Source organism: Ruegeria sp. G12 (assembly GCF_056533565.1).
Genome location: NZ_JBQFOO010000003.1, coordinates 166,998 through 182,046, shown reverse-complemented (window position 1 = coordinate 182,046; position 15,049 = coordinate 166,998). Strand labels below are relative to the sequence as shown.

Below are 15,049 nucleotides of genomic sequence, written 5' to 3'. Positions count from 1 at the left end.
TGGCCCGGGTTTTTCATTTGTAACGGCTGATCAGATCAAACCTTCAGCCTGCTGTGAAACTGTCCTTGTACGCGTCGCGCAGGGCGTTTTTCTGCACTTTACCCATCGTGTTGCGGGGCAATTCGTCCAAAACGATCAGCTTGCGGGGATGCTTGAACCGGGCGAGGTCATTTTGAACCGACGTCATGATGGCCTCAAGATCGGGGGTCTGGCCGGGTTGTGGCACGATGATACCCAGAACGGTCTCTCCGAAATCGGGATGGGGCACGCCGATTACGGCGCTTTCCAGAACGCCGGGCTGGTCGTCCAGCAGCAGTTCGATTTCTTTCGGGTAGATGTTGAACCCGCCCGAGATGATCAGGTCTTTGCCCCGACCCACGATATGAACATAGCCGTCCTGATCCACGCGCCCCAGATCGCCGGTAATGAAGAACCCGTCTTCGCGTAATTCGGCGGCGGTCTTCTCGGGCATCTGCCAATAGCCGCTGAACACGTTGGGGCCGCGCACCTCGATCATGCCGATCTCGCCTTGGGGCATGGGCTCACCGCTGTCGGGGTCGGTCACCTTCAACTCGACATCGGGCAGGGGCAGGCCAACCGTACCCGCGCGCCGGTCCCCGTCATAGGGGTTCGAGGTGTTCATGTTGGTTTCGGTCATCCCGTAGCGTTCCAGGATGCGATGACCTGTCCGCGCCTCGAACTGCTCATGGGTTTCCGCCAACAACGGGGCCGAGCCCGAGATGAACAACCGCATATGACGCGCAAGGTCGGTGGTGAACCGCTCATCACCCAGCAGGCGGGTGTAGAAGGTGGGAACCCCCATCATCGAGGTTGCCTGCGGCATCAGGCGCAGGATCGCGTCGAGGTCGAATTTCGGCAGGAAGATCATCGACCCGCCCGAGGCGAGGATCACGTTGGTCGCCACAAACAGCCCGTGAGTGTGAAAGATCGGCAAGGCGTGCAGCAGCACATCGTCGCTTGTGAAGTGCCATTCGCGCACCAGCGTTTCCGCATTGGACAGCAGGTTGTCCTGTGTCAGCATCGCGCCCTTGGATCGCCCGGTGGTGCCCGAGGTATAGAGGAACGCGGCCAAATCATCCTCGGCTCGTCTGACCGGCTCAAATGCGGGCAGCATGCCAAAGGCCCGGCGCATCAGGCTGCCCGAGCCATCGGCGTTCAACGTCTCAAGCCGCGCGTTCTGGGCCTGCGCGACGGGTGCAAGACCGGCCTCGCTGGCCGCATCGCAGACAACCAGCGCCGCGCCGCTGTTTTCGATGAAATAGGTCAGTTCCGCCGTCTTGTAGGCCGTGTTCAGCGGCAGAAAGATCAGCCCGGTCTGCGTGCAGGCGGCATAGAGCGCCAGCATCTCGGGCGATTTCTCGACCTGAACGGCAACCCGGTCGCCCGGTTCCAGTTCCAGCCCGGTCAGGGCATTGGCGATGCGGGCGGCCATGTCCAGAAAATCGGAATGGGTCAGGATCTGGCCGTCTGGCAAATATAGGAACGGGGTGTCCTTACCCGCATGGATGCCAAACAAACGATCATACAGCGGGTTGCTCATCCTGTTCCTCCTTGCGCTCAATCGCCTTGAATCTGGCTCGGAAACGAAGGGGGGTAAAGCCCCCGGATGGCACAATTTCAAGGCCGCATAGGCAAACCGGCACTGGCGAAAATGCTGCACCTGCGATATGCGCAAGTCAACTTGCCGGAGACCTGACATGTACGTTGCCACTTTGCTGACCAATCCCGCCGCGCCTTCGCTGGACGGTGCCCTGATCGAGTCGCTGCGGAACGCATGGGGCGGGCAGGATATCGCCTGGCTGAACCCGGATGAGGCGGCTGAGTTTGCTTTGCCAAGCCTGCCGTACAACCGCTGGGATGTTTGGGCGGACTTGCAGCGGATGGGCGTCGATCTGGTGGTGCAGCCTGCCCAAGGGCGGCGGAAAAAGATGCTGCTGGCGGATATGGACAGCACCATGATCCAGCAGGAATGCATCGACGAGTTGGCGGATGAAGCAGGCGTTGGCGACCGGGTCAAGGACATCACTGCGCGAGCCATGAATGGCGAGCTGGATTTCGAAGGCGCGCTGATCGAACGGGTCGGGCTGCTGAAAGGTCTGGACGAAGCGGTAATCGATCAGGTGCTGAACACGCGGATAACTCTGATGCCCGGCGGGCGCGAACTGGTTGCCACCATGCGCGAAAACGGAGGTTACGCCGCGCTGGTTTCAGGCGGGTTCACCGCCTTCACCGCGCGCGTTGCCGCGCTTTTGGGGTTCGATGAAAACCGGGCCAACACGCTGCTGGTGGAAGACGGGCTGCTGACCGGCGACGTGCAGCGGCCCATTCTCGGGCGCGAGGCCAAAGTCGAGTCTCTGGAGCGTATCACCAAAAATCTGGGCCTGTCCGAGGCGGATGTGATCGCGGTTGGCGACGGGGCAAATGATCTGGGCATGCTGGGCCGCGCCGGAACCGGTGTTGCGCTGCACGCCAAGCCTTCGGTCGCCGCGCAATGCGATGTGCGTATCAACCACGGGGATTTGACCGCGCTACTGTATCTGCAAGGCTACTCAAAGGCCGAGTTTCTGGGCTGACACCCCCTAGAACAAATCGAACCGCACCGGGTTCTGCGCCCAATACACGCGGGCGGCCAGTAGCAGGCGTTCCTTGGGATCGTTCGCCGCCGCATAAGGAACCGGGACCCCGAATTTGGCACTGATGTTTTCAAGCGCGCTCAGCGTGGCCGGCCCGACCTGGCCATCGACAGCCACGCTTTCACCCAGTTCATTCAGCGCCATTTGCAACGCCCGGTCCAGATCGGAGCGCGAGATATTGTCCAATTGGGCTCTTGCCTGACCGGCGGGTTCTTCATTTGGCAGCAACGCCGCTTTGGCCGCGCGCACCGCCGCATCCGCCGCACCGCGCTGAGGCACCTGTCCGTCCAGAATGATATAGGCCCCGTTCGCGCCGCCCCAGGCATCGCCGCGCGCCAGAGAGATATCGTACCACTCCAGCGCCTCGGTCCGGGTTCGGCCCTGTAATTGGTCGTTCAGGATCATGCGGGCGATACTGGCCGGGGCCGTCGGATGGCCGCCGTTCGAGGCGGCCAAAAAATACGCCTCGGCCTTGTCGAGATTGACGGGGTTGCCGCCAAGACCCAGCAGGGACACATAGGCTAGATTGTCATAGCCATAGATATCCTTGCGCAGTTCCGAGGCGCGCAGATAGCGCATGCCGCGTTCGGGGATGTAGTGGTCCGAGTTCTCGCGCAGGAAATACAGGCCTAGCTCGTTCATCGAATAGGTGTGGCCCAGTTCCACCGAGCGTTCCAATAATTCAAAGCCGCGCTTTTTATCCTCGGCGGTCTCACCTTCGCGCAGCAATTGTTTGCCAAGGCCGTGCATGGCAAAGGGGTCTTTTTCCGACGCGGCCTCTTCCAAAAGCGCACGCGCCTTGTCCAGATCGCGCGGCGTTTTGGTCACGGCGCGGTCGATGCGGTCGGTCTGCAGCAGCGTCGCCAGCGCGTATTTTGCCCGGATATGACCGCCGTCCACGGCTTTTGAGATGCTGTCATACGCCCCGGCTATGTTGCCCGCCGCCTGTTGCAGGCGACCCAACTGGTACAAAAACCGAGGGTTGTCGGGATCGTCTTCGACGGCTTTCGTACAGGCCGCCAAACCTTTGGAGACGTTCAATTCATTGGGCAGGCGAAACACGCCGACACCGTTCAGGTCCAGCGCATCCCCGGCCTCGAGATCGCAGGCATTCATTTCAAGATTGAGCGACACCTCGACATTCTGTTTCTTCTGATCCGCCGTTATCACCTCGACCGAGAAGGTGTCGGTGAACCGCAGATCACCCAATTCAGCGGCTCGCGCGTCGGTGATTTCCGGCGAGTATGTCAGGCCGTCATTTGTCGATTGATCGCGGACGCTGACGACCCCCCTTTCGGGGTTTTCTACCAGCCGCAGGCCCCGGATGTCGCCTCCGAGCGTTTGCTTCAGGCTCTGGGACAGGGGGATGGACTTGTCGAACTGATAGCTGAGGCTGAGCGATTGCGGCGCGCCTTCCTGCACCTGCCCGTCCTCAACCTCGACCTGTTGTTGCGCCAGATAGAACGGACGCACCAGGGTCGAGCTTTCCCAGGGAATTTGCTGTCCCTGGGTCGAGCTGTGGACCCGTTCCCGGATCACCGGGAACAGTTGTTGAATGTTCTCGAACGGCGAGGATTGAGCCGTCTCCAGAACCGCCGCCGTATAGGGGCTGTTCTGACCCGTCTCGCCATCGCTGGCCACCGCTCCGGGTGAGGTTGAATAGGCCACCAGAGAATTCAGCGGCGTTTTAAACACATCGAACCCCTCTCGGGTTTCGAACAGGTTGGCATCCAGATCGGCGGCCAGTCTGAGGTCCTGAAAGGGGTTGTCGCGGCAGGAATCCAGAATGGCGACATGGGCGGAACTGCGCGCCGACAAGGTGTCGATCACGCGGTCCAGCGTCATGGTCGCCAACGGGACGTCATAGACGCTTTCAAATTTGGCATCCACGGGCAACAAATAGTTTCGCCGCCCGATCTGAATGCCGTGACCCGCATAGTAAAACAGCACATCCGCCGAGTCGGGGATGTTCAGAACGGCAGTTCTGATCAGCTCCTCGAACTCGCGTTTGCCCAGGTCATAGCCATCGAAAACCCGGAAGTTGAAGCCACGCAACATCTCGGCGATGTCTTCGGCATCCTTGCGGGCGTTGGTCAGGTCGCCGACATTTGCGTAGTCCTGATTGCCGATAACGATGGCGATCCGGTTGGCAGGGAAGGATGCGTCGCTGTTTGCGACCGCCATCTGCGCGGTGAAAACGCCTGCGCTCAGAAAAACTGCGGCAAGCCTTGTGCGCAGATGGCCGTGTCTGGATTTACGCCCGAGACGTGACATGTTTTGACCCTTTCAGATCAACCCCAGCTATCGCCGCCGCCACCGCCGGAACCACCACCGCCGCCGCCGGAACCGCCTCCGCCAGAACCTCCGCCGCCGTCCGATCCGCCACCGCCGCCTTCGCCGCGATCGGCTTCACCGCCGCTTTGCGTTGTATTGGAAGATGAAGAACTGGACGTTGTGGAACTGCCTGAGCTTGCAGACGTCGTCGATGAAGTGGTTGCAGCCGCCTGCTGCGGAACTTCTGCCGCAGGTTCAGCGGTTTCCGTCTGTGACCAGGGTGACGTGCAACCGGCAACAGTAACGGTACATAAAACAAATAATGAAATGGTCGCACAACGCATTTCAAGCCTCCTCAACACTAAACTAATACAATTAAACATGCACATATGATCCTACTGTGCGTCCGTGACGCTTGTCCATCAAAGTTTGAATTTCTGGCTCCTGTCAGTGAACTAAATCCCTTAGGCGCTGTGACGGCGTGGAAAAACGGGCTTTCCATCATTTAACGTAGATGTTAAATATGGGGCATGGCGGATTTATTGAACACATTTTCGGCGCTCTCGGATGCCACGCGGTTCTCGATTGTCGAACAGTTGATGGAACAGGGCGAACTGCCCGCTGGCGATCTGATCGAAGGCAAAGGCATGTCGGGCGCGGCCATTTCGCGTCATCTGAAAATCCTGCGCAATGCAGGGCTGGTCCGGCAGCGGGTGCAGGGCGCGCAGCGGATGTATTCCATTCAACCCGACGGTCTGCGCGCGATTGCCGAATGGACGATTTCGAAACGGCAGTTCTGGGACAGCAGCCTTGATCGTCTGGGGGATATACTGGAAAGGGAAAACTCATGGCCGACCTGAAGCTGGAGCGGGAGTTTCCCGTCCCCCCCGAAACTCTGTTTGCCTGGGTCAGCGACGGGGCCAAGCTGTTGCAATGGTGGGGACCCGAAGGCGTGCATGTACCCGAGCATGATCTGGATTTCTCGCGCCTCGGCCCGTGGTATTCGGTGATGGAAAACGGCGAAGGCCAGCGGTTCAAGGTCTCGGGCTATGTGACCCATATCGATCCGCCTAATTCGGTCGGCTTCACCTGGGCCTGGCATGACGATCAGGACCAGCGCGGCGCGGAAAGCCATGTGGTCTTTACGGTCACGCCCTCGGGCACGGGGTCGCGGCTCGTGCTGGATCACCGCGATCTGGCCGATGCCGAGGCCGCGGCGAACCACAATCAGGGCTGGACCTCATCGCTGCGCAAGCTGGAGGTTGCGGCAAAATAGATTTTCAACAAGGAGGACTGAAATGCCCCAATATTTGTTTGTTTATCACGGTGGTCATACCCCAACCGACCCCGCCGAGGTTGAAGCCACCATGGCCGCTTGGGGTTCATGGTTTGGCGGTATGGGCGATGCGCTCGACATTCCCGGCAATCCGGTGGGCCAGTCTTATACGGTCAGCAGCACCGGAGTCGTCGACAATGGCGGTGCCAACCCGGCCTCGGGCTTTACCGTGGTCAAGGCCGACAGTATCGAAGCCGCGACCGAGATGGCCAAGGGCTGTCCGATGGTTGTAAACGGGTCCGGCTCGGTCGAAGTGGCCGAGGTGCATGAGATCGAGATGTGATCCTTAACCGGGAAACCCCGGCGCCGGCTTGATCACGCCGCATTCCAGCCCGCGACGGCTGTATTGCGTGGCGTTCATGAATTTTCTTGTGGCCGGGTGATCGGCCTCGAGCACGCCTAGGCTGACCAGAATGGCGGCAATGGCGCATTCGCTGGCGCGAGTGGTACCGTCGGTGATTTTCAGCGCAATGCCCATGCGTTTTTCCGGCAGGATGGCGACAAAAACAGCCTCGGCTCCGGTTTTGATCGCGGCGCGGCCCTGCATGGCCCGCATCAACTCGGTGCAGGCGCGGGTTTCGCCTGCGACCAGTTCCGGGTGTTTGATCATCGCGGCGGTCAGTTGCTGCGCCGCATCGCTGGCCCGGTCCGACCGGTCGGCGGCCGAGGCAAACCACGCCATCGACCGCGCCAGCCCAACCAGATAGGTCGCGAAATTCGGGGCCGAGCAGCCGTCGATCCCGTAGGCGGGGCTGGTTTCTCCGGTGGTTTCTTCGATGGCGGACAAGCAGGCCTGCTGGACCGGGTGGTCGATTTCAAGATATTCCGGGCCCGCGCCCATATGCTGCGCCACGGTCAGGAACCCGCAATGTTTGCCCGAACAGTTGTTATGAAGTTGGCAGGGCGTGTCATCGGCCAGAATCAACCCGTCGCGCGCGGCCATATCCTGTGGTTCCTGCGGGCCGCAGCGCAGATCGGGTTCGCCCAGTCCAAGGTGATCCAGCCAGGCAGACACGCGGTCGGTGTGAATATGCGCCCCGTTATGCGAGGCGCAGGCCAGCGCCAGATGCTCGCTGTTCAGCCCGTATTTCGCTGCCGCACCCGAGGTGATCAGCGGCAGCCCCTGAATCATCTTGGCCGAGGACCTTGGATAGATCACTGCATTCGGGTCGCCCCAGCTGCGCACGATCTGGCCGGTGTCGTCGCAGATCACCGCATGACCCAGATGCAGGCTTTCCAGCAAAGGTCCGCGCCACAGTTCTGTCATTGCTACGGGCTGCGTCATCTGGACCTCCGGATTTATGCGCAAAATTCTGCCAATCGCCCTTTCGCCTGTGGCGAAACCTGCGTTAGTGTGTGTATGTCGGCAATCATCGGAATGCGCAATGTTATAGACGAACCGGCAGGGTTCGCGGGGCGTTTCGATGGGTATGAGGTATGGGTCGAGCTAGGAGGCTGGACAGATGGGATCAAAGCTCGTTCGCGTGATCGCGGGCTTTTGTATGGCAGGGATGGCCACAACCGCGCTCGCTCAACAGGCGACAAGCACCAACCGTGTGGCGGCAAAGACGGATTGGAGCGTTTTCGTCGAAGATGATCCCACCGAATGCTGGAGCGTTTCAGCCCCCAAGGAAACCGTGAACACCCGCGGCGGTCGCGTGGTCTCGGTCCGGCGCAGCGATATCTTGCTGTTCGTATTCTATCGCCCCAACGCCGAGGTCAAAGGTCAGGTGACCTTTACCGGCGGTTATCCCTTTGCGCCCGGGTCCACCGTGAACCTGACCGTTGACGGCAATGAGTTCGAACTGTTCACCGAAGGCGAGTGGGCGTGGCCCGCAACCGCTGCAGACGATGCCAAGATCGTCACCGCCATGAAACGTGGGACCGAGGCGGTTTTGACCGCGCGGTCAGAGCGTGGCACGCAGACCAAAGACACATTCTCGCTGCTGGGGTTCACCGCCGCCATAGAGGATGCAGAAACGCGCTGTACCAACTAAGCGCGCTGCAGACCGCAAGTGGCCCCGTCGGTTGGCGGGGCTTTTTCTATGTCCTGCACGATTCCTTTTGATCTTTGCGGATGTTCCTATATAGAGGCGCATCCCAAGCCAGAATCCGTTGAGATAGCCCATGTCGCCCAAAGCGCCGATCACGCAAGATGTACTGACCCTCCCCCGCAAACTGTCCGAGGGGAAGATCAACCTTGTCGGTTTGACCCGTGATCAGTTGCGCGCGGCGTTGATTGAGCATGGCACGCCCGAGAAACAGGCCAAGATGCGCACCGGGCAGATCTGGCAGTGGATTTACCAGTGGGGCGTGCGCGATTTTGCGCAGATGACCAATCTGGCCAAAGCCTATCGCGCGCAACTGGCTGAAAGCTTTGTCATCGAAATCCCCGAGGTTGTGGCGCGTCAGGTCTCTGAGGACGGCACCCGCAAATACTTATGCCGCATCGCGGGTGGGCATGAGGTCGAGGTCGTCTATATCCCCGAAGAAGATCGCGGCACGCTGTGTATCTCATCGCAAGTGGGCTGCACGCTGACCTGTTCGTTCTGCCATACAGGCACCCAGAAACTGGTGCGCAACCTGACGGCGGCGGAAATCGTCGGTCAGGTGATGATGGCCCGAGACGATCTTGAGGAATGGCCCACCCCCGGCGCGCCGAAGGACGAAACCCGCCTGCTGTCGAACATTGTGCTGATGGGCATGGGCGAGCCGCTTTATAATTTCGAAAACGTGCGTGACGCGATGAAGATCGCGATGGACCCCGAGGGGATTTCCCTGTCCCGCCGCCGGATCACGCTGTCAACCAGCGGCGTGGTGCCCGAGATTGCGCGCACGGCGGAAGAAATCGGTTGCCTGCTGGCAATCTCGTTCCATGCCACAACCGACGAAACCCGCGATGTACTGGTGCCGATCAACAAACGCTGGAATATCGAGGAACTGCTGGGGGCGCTGGCCAGTTATCCCAATGCCTCGAATTCCGAACGGATCACGTTCGAATATGTGATGCTGGACGGTGTGAATGACAGCGATGAGGACGCGCATCGTCTGATTGAGCACATCAAGCGCCACAATATTCCGGCCAAGATCAACCTGATCCCGTTCAACGAATGGCCCGGCGCGCCCTATAAGCGCAGTTCGAACAACCGCATCCGGGCCTTTGCCAATATCATCTATCAGGCGGGCTATGCCTCACCCATCCGCAAGACACGGGGCGAGGACATAATGGCCGCCTGCGGTCAGTTGAAATCGGCCACGGAACGTGCCCGGAAATCGCGCAAACAGATCGAATCCGAGGCCGGTTTGAACCCATAGCCGGTTCAAACCTGCTGCGGCTGTAAACTTAATGTTTATGCCGCTTTTTTTTGTATGCACAATTTAGTATGTTTGCGACAGGCTGGACCCGGTTTGGGGGGCTCACCTTTGTGCACAAACGGGTGAGGCTTCGGGTCGGCATATGGAATGATTTTTCCTGACCGCTACCATGTATTCGGCTCGGTAAGCGGCGTGAAGGCAAACTGTTTTTAGGTGGGCCAATATTATGATTAATGACATTCGGCAGAGTCTCAAATCTGCAGCGGCGGCTTTGATCTGCCTTTCCCTACTGGCCGCAGGGTCAGCGGCGCAAGAGCAGGACGCACATCTCGCCATCGAAAATCCTGCAGACCTGACCAAGGAAGAAGCACGGGCACATTACCGCTCGCTCGCGCGGCGCATGGCGCGGGGGTACGCGGCGGCGCAGTTGGACCTGATCCGGAACTATCAGAACTGGCCGCTGTTCAACGATGCGCCCTATATCTCGGCCACACACGGGCAGCGGTTCGTGAACAGCTATGCCAACCGGATGGCGCATAATTACGGCACGCTGCAGCCGGGTGAGGAACTGCCCAAAGGGTCGGTTCTGGCCAAGGACAGCATGACGGTCACGGACGAAGGACGTGTCCATCCCGGAGCGATGTTCATCATGGAGAAACTTGCGGACGGGGCCAGCCCCGAAACCGCAGACTGGCGTTACATCATGGTGCTGCCGGACGGGTCCCTGTTCGGCGACACGATGGGCGCGCGATCCGGGGCGGTGGCCTATTGCCACGTGTGCCACGAAGCGGTCGCGGACCGGGACTATACTTTCTTCGTTCCCGAAGAATTTGCGGTCACAGAGTAATTTAGACTGCAGCGTCCGGCAGTTTCAAAGCCGTCGCCTCGCTACGGCTGAGCTGTTCGCCTTGTTTGCGTTTTGACAGCACCTCGCGGGCCAGTGCGTATTTCTCATCCTGCCAGAAGATCAGGCAGCCATTGCAGCCCTTGCCACAGCAGCCTTCGGTGCCGATGCGATTGGTTTTGAAGCGGCGTTCGTTATCATCTTCGCCGATCTTTTCCACAAGCGCGTCGCGGCGGCGGGCATAGGCTTTGGGATTGTCACGGCCCGAGGTTTCAAGCCCCTGCACCAGCTTGTCAAAGCGGATGCGGCTCCAGTGTTCGTCCGTCAGCGCGCGTTCCTTGCGCAGCACTGAATAGACCGGGAAACGGGCGCGCAGATCATCCGGGTCCTCGTGATCGAACAGGGTAAAGGGCAGGCGGATCACGGTTTTGGTGCTGCCATGCACCACCTCCAGCCGCGCTCCATCCTGGGCCCGTTCGAAATCGTAGACCCGCAGCAGAACCGTCTCGCGCGAGATGGGTGAGACGAAATCCAGCACATCGCCCGGTTCCAGTTTGTTCTTTACTTCGACCAGAAAGGCGTCCTCGGTTACCTCGGTGACGATCCCGGCATATTCCCACTGCGCGATGGCGGCGGTGTGCTCGTAATCATGGGCATAATTGGTCAATCGCCCTTCGTGGAACGCCAATGTATAGCCGCGATTTCCGACGGTTTCGAGTTCCCGCATGTAAGGCTTGGGGTCCCAGTTTTCGGGGTCTTCGAAATAGTCATCAATGGCCATCCGGTAGGCCCGCGCGACGATGGCGGCGTAATATTCCGACTTGCCGCGCCCTTCGACCTTGAGGCTGTCGACGCCGATTTTCAGGTATTCATCCAGCTTGGGCATGATGCACAGATCGCGGGAATTGAGGATGTAAGAGCCGCGATCATCCTCTTCGATGGGCATCAGATCGCCGGGGCGGCAGCCCTCTTCCAGCAGGAATTCGAACAAGTCGGCGTTTTCATCGGTGATGCGCAGTTCCTGATGAGTGCCGTCCTTGAGGCGCAGCTTTAGCCCATAGTTCCAGCGACAGGAATTGGCGCAGTTGCCTTGGTTCGCCCCACGCTCGGCCATGAAATTCGACAGCAGGCAGCGGCCCGAATAGGTCATGCACATGGCTCCGTGCACGAACGCCTCAAGCTTGATATCGGGGCATTTCTCGCGAATTTCGACCAGTTCGGGATAGGATACCTCGCGGGCCAGCACCACCAGCTCGGCCCCCTGATCCTGCCAGAACTTCACCGACAGCCAAGAACAGATATTGGCCTGCGTCGAGATATGCAGCGGCAGTTCCGGCGCACGTTCGCGGACATATTGGAACACACCGGGGTCGGCGATGATCAGGCCGTCGGGTTTCACCTTGCGGACGGTTTCGATGTATTCATCCAGCTTCGGGATGTCCTTGTTGTGCGAGAACAGGTTCAGCGTCAGATAGGCGCGCCGTCCATGGCTGTGGCAGAATTCGACCCCTTCGATCACCTCTTCCAGCGAGAACTCGGATTTCGTGCGCAGCGACATATCGGGCGTGCCCAGATAGACCGCGTCGGCCCCATAGAGGATGGCGAGCTTCAGCTTGCGCAGATTGCCCGCGGGCATCAGCAATTCGGATCGGGACTGGGTCATGGGACTACCGGGCATTGGATCAAGCGCGCCTTCTACGCCAAATCCCGCGCCGCCAAAACCCCGTTATCTGCGACGGAACCGCGCTGTGCCGATGACCTCGATCAGTTGCTGGCGCACGGGTTCCGGTTGCGCCTCGACCGCGTTCAACACCTCGCGTAGCTCGGCGCGCAGCCCGTGCATCTGGTCGATCAGGGAAATCATCATCGACAGCGCATCGGCCTCCATGTCGTATTGGTCATGCAATTCACAGGCCAGTTCCAGGCGGGCAACGTCGATCCGCTGATACACAAGCCCATCGTCTGACTGTTCGGGGATCACTATCTCGGCGGCGAGATATTCGGTCAATCGGTCTGAGGTCAGGCGGGCGACGGTTTCGATCAGTTGCTTTTCGGTCAGGGTCATGACGGCATTCCTTTCCGCGGATCATAGCGGCGGGTCTCGCGCCATGTCTCCATAAACTGTTTCAGGTCACCATCCACTGTATCGGGCAGGGTGACGGTCAGTTCGATCAACTGATCCCCGCGTTCGGACGAGCCGCGTTTCTTGACCCCTTTGCCCCGCAGGCGCAGGGTTTTGCCGCTGCTCGTGCCCGCCGGAACAGTGACATTGACGCCGCCATCAATGGTTGGGGCCGGGACCTTGCCGCCCAGAACGGCTTCGTCAATCGTGATTGGCAGCGTGATGTGGATGTCGTCGCCCTGCCGGTCAAAGACCGGATGGTTCGCCACTGAGACAGTGACCAGTGCATCCCCCGGAGGACCCTCACCATAGCCCGGAGCACCTTTGCCGCGCAGCCGGATGGTTTGACCGTCGGTGATCCCTGCGGGGATTTTGACCTCGATCCGGTCGCCGTCGGGCAGGGTCAGCTTTTGGCTGGCCCCAAAGACCGCATCCAGAAAGCTGATCTGCAGGGAATAGTTCATGTTGTGCCCGGGCGCGTGGAATTCATGGCTGCGCTGGCCATAGCCGCCGCGTCCGCGCATAAACTCGGCAAAAATGTCAGACATGTCGTCCGGGTCCGCCTGCCGTCCGCGATAGGGGTTGCCAGCGGCCTCGGCATAGTCGCGGTAGTATTGCTGCTGTGGGCGTTCCTGACCCGAAGCGTCAATCTCGCCCCTGTCATACTGTGCCCGCTTTTCGGGGTCTTTCAGCAGGTCATAGGCTGCGGCTGCGGCTTTGAACTTCGCTTCGGCCTCGGCATCGCCGGGCTTGAGGTCCGGGTGGCACTCCTTGGCGATGCGCCGATAGGCTTTCTTGATCTCGGCCTCGCTGGCGTCTTTGGCGGCGCCGAGGACGGAATAGGGATCGTCGCTCATCTCACCTCTCGTCGATGGGGAAAGGGCTTCTCCTGATGAAGGTGTTTTATCATGTGATTTCAACAGGTCAAAATGAGAGCGCCGCCAAATTGCCTCGCAAAATCCGATTGTCCTGCTAATATCTGCATGTTTCGAATTGTCATTTGCCGGAGATCCCATCATGTCGCGCAGAATAAAGTCCGCTTTGGCCCTGCTGGCCGGGAATGCCATTGGATTGCTGCTGGCCGCGCTCTTGCTGTCGGAATTTGCGATCCGGCCGATCTCGTTCATCGTGGTGGTGATCGTGTTCACGCTGGTGCAGGTGGTGGCCGAACCGCTGATCTTGAAGATCGGCGAAAAGAAGGCCCCGGCCATCAAGGGCGGGATCGCCTTGATCGTGACCTTTGTGGGCCTGCTGGTCACGGATTGGATCACCGCAGGGCTGACCATTGGCGGTATCTCGAACCTGCTGGCGGCGACGCTGCTGGTGTGGCTGGGGGCGCTGATCGGCAGTATCGTCCTGCCGATTTACGTGTTTCCGGAACTGCGTGAACCAAAGAAGAAGTAATTACAGCGCGTTCAGGCTGGCCTCGAAGGCTTGCCACAGTTCCTCAACCGGTTCGCACCCCACCGACAGGCGAACAAAACCCGGGTCCACCGCATCGCCCCAGCGCGCGCGTCGCTCGGCGGAACTGTGCACGCCGCCGAAAGAGGTGGCGGGGCGCAGCAGGGGGCAGGTGTTGATGAAGGACTCGGCCTTGTCTTCGCTGTCCAGCGTCAGGGACAGCAGGAACCCGAACCGCGCGGTTTGCGCCTTGGCCAGTTCGTGCGACGGATCACCCGGCAGGCCGGGATAGCGGATGTGCTTCACGGCGGGATGCGCCGCCAGCCGCTCGGCCAGAACCAGCGCCGAGGCGCACATGCGGTCGAACCGCACGTCCAGCGTTTCCAGCCCGCGATGCAGCAGCCACGCCTCATGTGGGCCGGGTATCGCGCCAGAGACCTTTCGCCATTCCTCGACCCGTTCCATGATCTGCCCGTTGCGGCTGGCGACATGGCCCATCAGCAGGTCGGAATGGCCTGCCATCGCCTTGGTGTCCGAGGACACCACCACGTCGATGCCCAGATCAAGCGGGCGCTGGCCCAAAGGCGTCATCGTGGTGTTGTCGGCAATTGTCACGCCACCCGCCGCCCGCACCTGCTGCGCGACGGCGGCAAGGTCGATCATGTCGAGGCCGGGGTTCGAAGGGCTTTCGACGAACACCACATCGAACCCGTCAAATCCGCCGTCGGCAAAGGCGGTGGTGGGCCGTTCTTCGATTACAACGCCAAGCCCCGACAGGAAACGGTCGGCCAGCAGGCGCGTGACGTAATACCCGTCCGACGGGATCAGCAAGCGTGACCCGGCCTGCACGGTGCCAAACAGCGCCGCCGAAATCGCCCCCATGCCCGAGGGGAGGCTGAGGCACGGCGCGTCCTCAAGGTGAGACAGGACATGTTCCAGCTGCACCCAGGTTGGGTTGTCGACCCGGCCATAGGTGGAGTGCCCACCCGGCGCGCCGGGCAGGTGGTACATGCTGCTTTGCGTCAGCGGCAACGCCACCGGCTCGCCCTTGTTCAGAGCGTTCCCGCGCAGGTGCAACATCTCTCCGGGTTTGGGGGCCATCG

The 15,049-nt window shown here is 60.3% G+C and carries 17 protein-coding genes; 9 read left to right on the top strand and 8 right to left on the bottom strand.

Going from position 1 to position 15,049, the window contains the following annotated elements; genetic code table 11:
• Positions 1-43: 43 nt before the first annotated feature.
• Positions 44-1,561 (bottom strand): malonate--CoA ligase, encoded by a 1,518-nt coding sequence (locus tag ACR0JN_RS08635; RefSeq protein ID WP_480885166.1) that lies wholly within the window; start codon positions 1,559-1,561, stop codon positions 44-46.
• 157 nt (positions 1,562-1,718) lie between these two features.
• On the opposite strand from ACR0JN_RS08635, the gene serB reads away from it, so the two are divergent.
• The gene (serB, locus tag ACR0JN_RS08630) at positions 1,719-2,594 is read left to right on the top strand and encodes a phosphoserine phosphatase SerB (protein WP_480885165.1); all 876 of its coding nucleotides are present in this window, start codon (positions 1,719-1,721) and stop codon (positions 2,592-2,594) included.
• A gap of 6 nt (positions 2,595-2,600) precedes the next feature.
• Here serB and ACR0JN_RS08625 read toward each other — a convergent pair whose 3' ends face one another.
• Positions 2,601-4,928, bottom strand: a complete 2,328-nt coding sequence (locus tag ACR0JN_RS08625) for a caspase family protein (protein ID WP_480885164.1) — start codon at positions 4,926-4,928, stop codon at positions 2,601-2,603.
• Positions 4,909-5,067, bottom strand: a complete 159-nt coding sequence (locus ACR0JN_RS08620; protein ID WP_480885163.1) for a hypothetical protein — start codon at positions 5,065-5,067, stop codon at positions 4,909-4,911. Before ACR0JN_RS08620 ends, ACR0JN_RS08625 begins: the two co-directional genes overlap by 20 nt.
• A 17-nt stretch (positions 5,068-5,084) precedes the next feature.
• On the opposite strand from ACR0JN_RS08620, the gene ACR0JN_RS08615 reads away from it, so the two are divergent.
• The 4 genes from ACR0JN_RS08615 (at position 5,085) to ACR0JN_RS08600 (ending at position 6,547) form a co-directional block, all read left to right on the top strand.
• Positions 5,085-5,321, top strand: a complete 237-nt coding sequence (locus tag ACR0JN_RS08615; RefSeq protein WP_480885162.1) for a hypothetical protein — start codon at positions 5,085-5,087, stop codon at positions 5,319-5,321.
• Positions 5,322-5,458: 137 nt separating this feature from the next.
• The gene (locus ACR0JN_RS08610) at positions 5,459-5,788 is read left to right on the top strand and encodes an ArsR/SmtB family transcription factor (protein ID WP_480815773.1); all 330 of its coding nucleotides are present in this window, start codon (positions 5,459-5,461) and stop codon (positions 5,786-5,788) included.
• Positions 5,776-6,204, top strand: coding sequence for an SRPBCC family protein (locus ACR0JN_RS08605; protein WP_480885161.1), 429 nt, complete (start codon positions 5,776-5,778; stop codon positions 6,202-6,204). The genes ACR0JN_RS08610 and ACR0JN_RS08605 overlap by 13 nt, the downstream gene beginning before the upstream one ends.
• Before the next feature lie 22 nt (positions 6,205-6,226).
• Positions 6,227-6,547 carry a YciI family protein gene (locus ACR0JN_RS08600; RefSeq protein WP_480885160.1) on the top strand — a complete coding sequence of 107 codons (321 nt, stop codon included), beginning with the start codon at positions 6,227-6,229 and terminating at the stop codon, positions 6,545-6,547.
• A gap of 3 nt (positions 6,548-6,550) precedes the next feature.
• On the opposite strand, the gene ACR0JN_RS08595 is transcribed toward ACR0JN_RS08600, so the two are convergent.
• Positions 6,551-7,549: an asparaginase gene (locus ACR0JN_RS08595; RefSeq protein ID WP_480885159.1), complete on the bottom strand. Its 999-nt coding sequence runs from the start codon at positions 7,547-7,549 to the stop codon at positions 6,551-6,553.
• 178 nt (positions 7,550-7,727) lie between these two features.
• Here ACR0JN_RS08595 and ACR0JN_RS08590 point away from each other — a divergent pair, with 178 nt between their 5' ends.
• The 3 genes from ACR0JN_RS08590 to ACR0JN_RS08580 all read left to right on the top strand — a co-directional run bounded on the left by ACR0JN_RS08590 (position 7,728) and on the right by ACR0JN_RS08580 (position 10,426).
• On the top strand, positions 7,728-8,261 hold the full coding sequence (locus ACR0JN_RS08590; protein WP_480885158.1) for an invasion associated locus B family protein: 534 nt from the start codon (positions 7,728-7,730) through the stop codon (positions 8,259-8,261).
• Between the two features lie 130 nt (positions 8,262-8,391).
• Positions 8,392-9,579 (top strand): dual-specificity RNA methyltransferase RlmN, encoded by a 1,188-nt coding sequence (gene rlmN / locus ACR0JN_RS08585; RefSeq protein ID WP_480885157.1) that lies wholly within the window; start codon positions 8,392-8,394, stop codon positions 9,577-9,579.
• A 226-nt stretch (positions 9,580-9,805) separates the two neighbouring features.
• The gene (locus ACR0JN_RS08580; RefSeq protein ID WP_480815779.1) at positions 9,806-10,426 is read left to right on the top strand and encodes a cytochrome P460 family protein; all 621 of its coding nucleotides are present in this window, start codon (positions 9,806-9,808) and stop codon (positions 10,424-10,426) included.
• Between the two features lies 1 nt (position 10,427).
• Here the strand turns inward: ACR0JN_RS08580 and ACR0JN_RS08575 are convergent, their stop codons facing one another.
• From ACR0JN_RS08575 to ACR0JN_RS08565, 3 genes are all read right to left on the bottom strand, one after another.
• Positions 10,428-12,086, bottom strand: coding sequence for a U32 family peptidase (locus tag ACR0JN_RS08575; protein ID WP_480885156.1), 1,659 nt, complete (start codon positions 12,084-12,086; stop codon positions 10,428-10,430).
• Between the two features lie 63 nt (positions 12,087-12,149).
• Positions 12,150-12,488, bottom strand: a complete 339-nt coding sequence (locus ACR0JN_RS08570) for a hypothetical protein (protein WP_480885155.1) — start codon at positions 12,486-12,488, stop codon at positions 12,150-12,152.
• Entirely contained in the window at positions 12,485-13,402 is a 918-nt protein-coding gene (locus ACR0JN_RS08565) for a DnaJ C-terminal domain-containing protein (protein ID WP_480885154.1), read from the bottom strand. Before ACR0JN_RS08565 ends, ACR0JN_RS08570 begins: the two co-directional genes overlap by 4 nt.
• A gap of 160 nt (positions 13,403-13,562) precedes the next feature.
• On the opposite strand from ACR0JN_RS08565, the gene ACR0JN_RS08560 reads away from it, so the two are divergent.
• Complete coding sequence (locus ACR0JN_RS08560; RefSeq protein WP_480885153.1) at positions 13,563-13,949, top strand: hypothetical protein; 387 nt, start codon at positions 13,563-13,565, stop codon at positions 13,947-13,949.
• Here ACR0JN_RS08560 and ACR0JN_RS08555 read toward each other — a convergent pair whose 3' ends face one another.
• Complete coding sequence (locus tag ACR0JN_RS08555; protein ID WP_480885152.1) at positions 13,950-15,047, bottom strand: cystathionine gamma-lyase; 1,098 nt, start codon at positions 15,045-15,047, stop codon at positions 13,950-13,952. It abuts the gene before it with no gap.
• Positions 15,048-15,049: the final 2 nt, after the last annotated feature.

Bases quoted from the DNA above. Each gene is read 5' to 3' on its own strand.
- ACR0JN_RS08635 (WP_480885166.1), bottom strand. From the start codon at position 1,561: ATGAGCAACCCGCTGTATGATCGTTTGTTTGGCATCCATGCGGGTAAG.
- serB (WP_480885165.1), top strand. From the start codon at position 1,719: ATGTACGTTGCCACTTTGCTGACCAATCCCGCCGCGCCTTCGCTGGAC.
- ACR0JN_RS08625 (WP_480885164.1), bottom strand. From the start codon at position 4,928: ATGTCACGTCTCGGGCGTAAATCCAGACACGGCCATCTGCGCACAAGG.
- ACR0JN_RS08610 (WP_480815773.1), top strand. From the start codon at position 5,459: ATGGCGGATTTATTGAACACATTTTCGGCGCTCTCGGATGCCACGCGG.
- ACR0JN_RS08605 (WP_480885161.1), top strand. From the start codon at position 5,776: ATGGCCGACCTGAAGCTGGAGCGGGAGTTTCCCGTCCCCCCCGAAACT.
- ACR0JN_RS08600 (WP_480885160.1), top strand. From the start codon at position 6,227: ATGCCCCAATATTTGTTTGTTTATCACGGTGGTCATACCCCAACCGAC.
- ACR0JN_RS08595 (WP_480885159.1), bottom strand. From the start codon at position 7,549: ATGACGCAGCCCGTAGCAATGACAGAACTGTGGCGCGGACCTTTGCTG.
- ACR0JN_RS08590 (WP_480885158.1), top strand. From the start codon at position 7,728: ATGGGATCAAAGCTCGTTCGCGTGATCGCGGGCTTTTGTATGGCAGGG.
- rlmN (WP_480885157.1), top strand. From the start codon at position 8,392: ATGTCGCCCAAAGCGCCGATCACGCAAGATGTACTGACCCTCCCCCGC.
- ACR0JN_RS08580 (WP_480815779.1), top strand. From the start codon at position 9,806: ATGATTAATGACATTCGGCAGAGTCTCAAATCTGCAGCGGCGGCTTTG.
- ACR0JN_RS08575 (WP_480885156.1), bottom strand. From the start codon at position 12,086: ATGACCCAGTCCCGATCCGAATTGCTGATGCCCGCGGGCAATCTGCGC.
- ACR0JN_RS08570 (WP_480885155.1), bottom strand. From the start codon at position 12,488: ATGACCCTGACCGAAAAGCAACTGATCGAAACCGTCGCCCGCCTGACC.
- ACR0JN_RS08565 (WP_480885154.1), bottom strand. From the start codon at position 13,402: ATGAGCGACGATCCCTATTCCGTCCTCGGCGCCGCCAAAGACGCCAGC.
- ACR0JN_RS08560 (WP_480885153.1), top strand. From the start codon at position 13,563: ATGTCGCGCAGAATAAAGTCCGCTTTGGCCCTGCTGGCCGGGAATGCC.
- ACR0JN_RS08555 (WP_480885152.1), bottom strand. From the start codon at position 15,047: ATGGCCCCCAAACCCGGAGAGATGTTGCACCTGCGCGGGAACGCTCTG.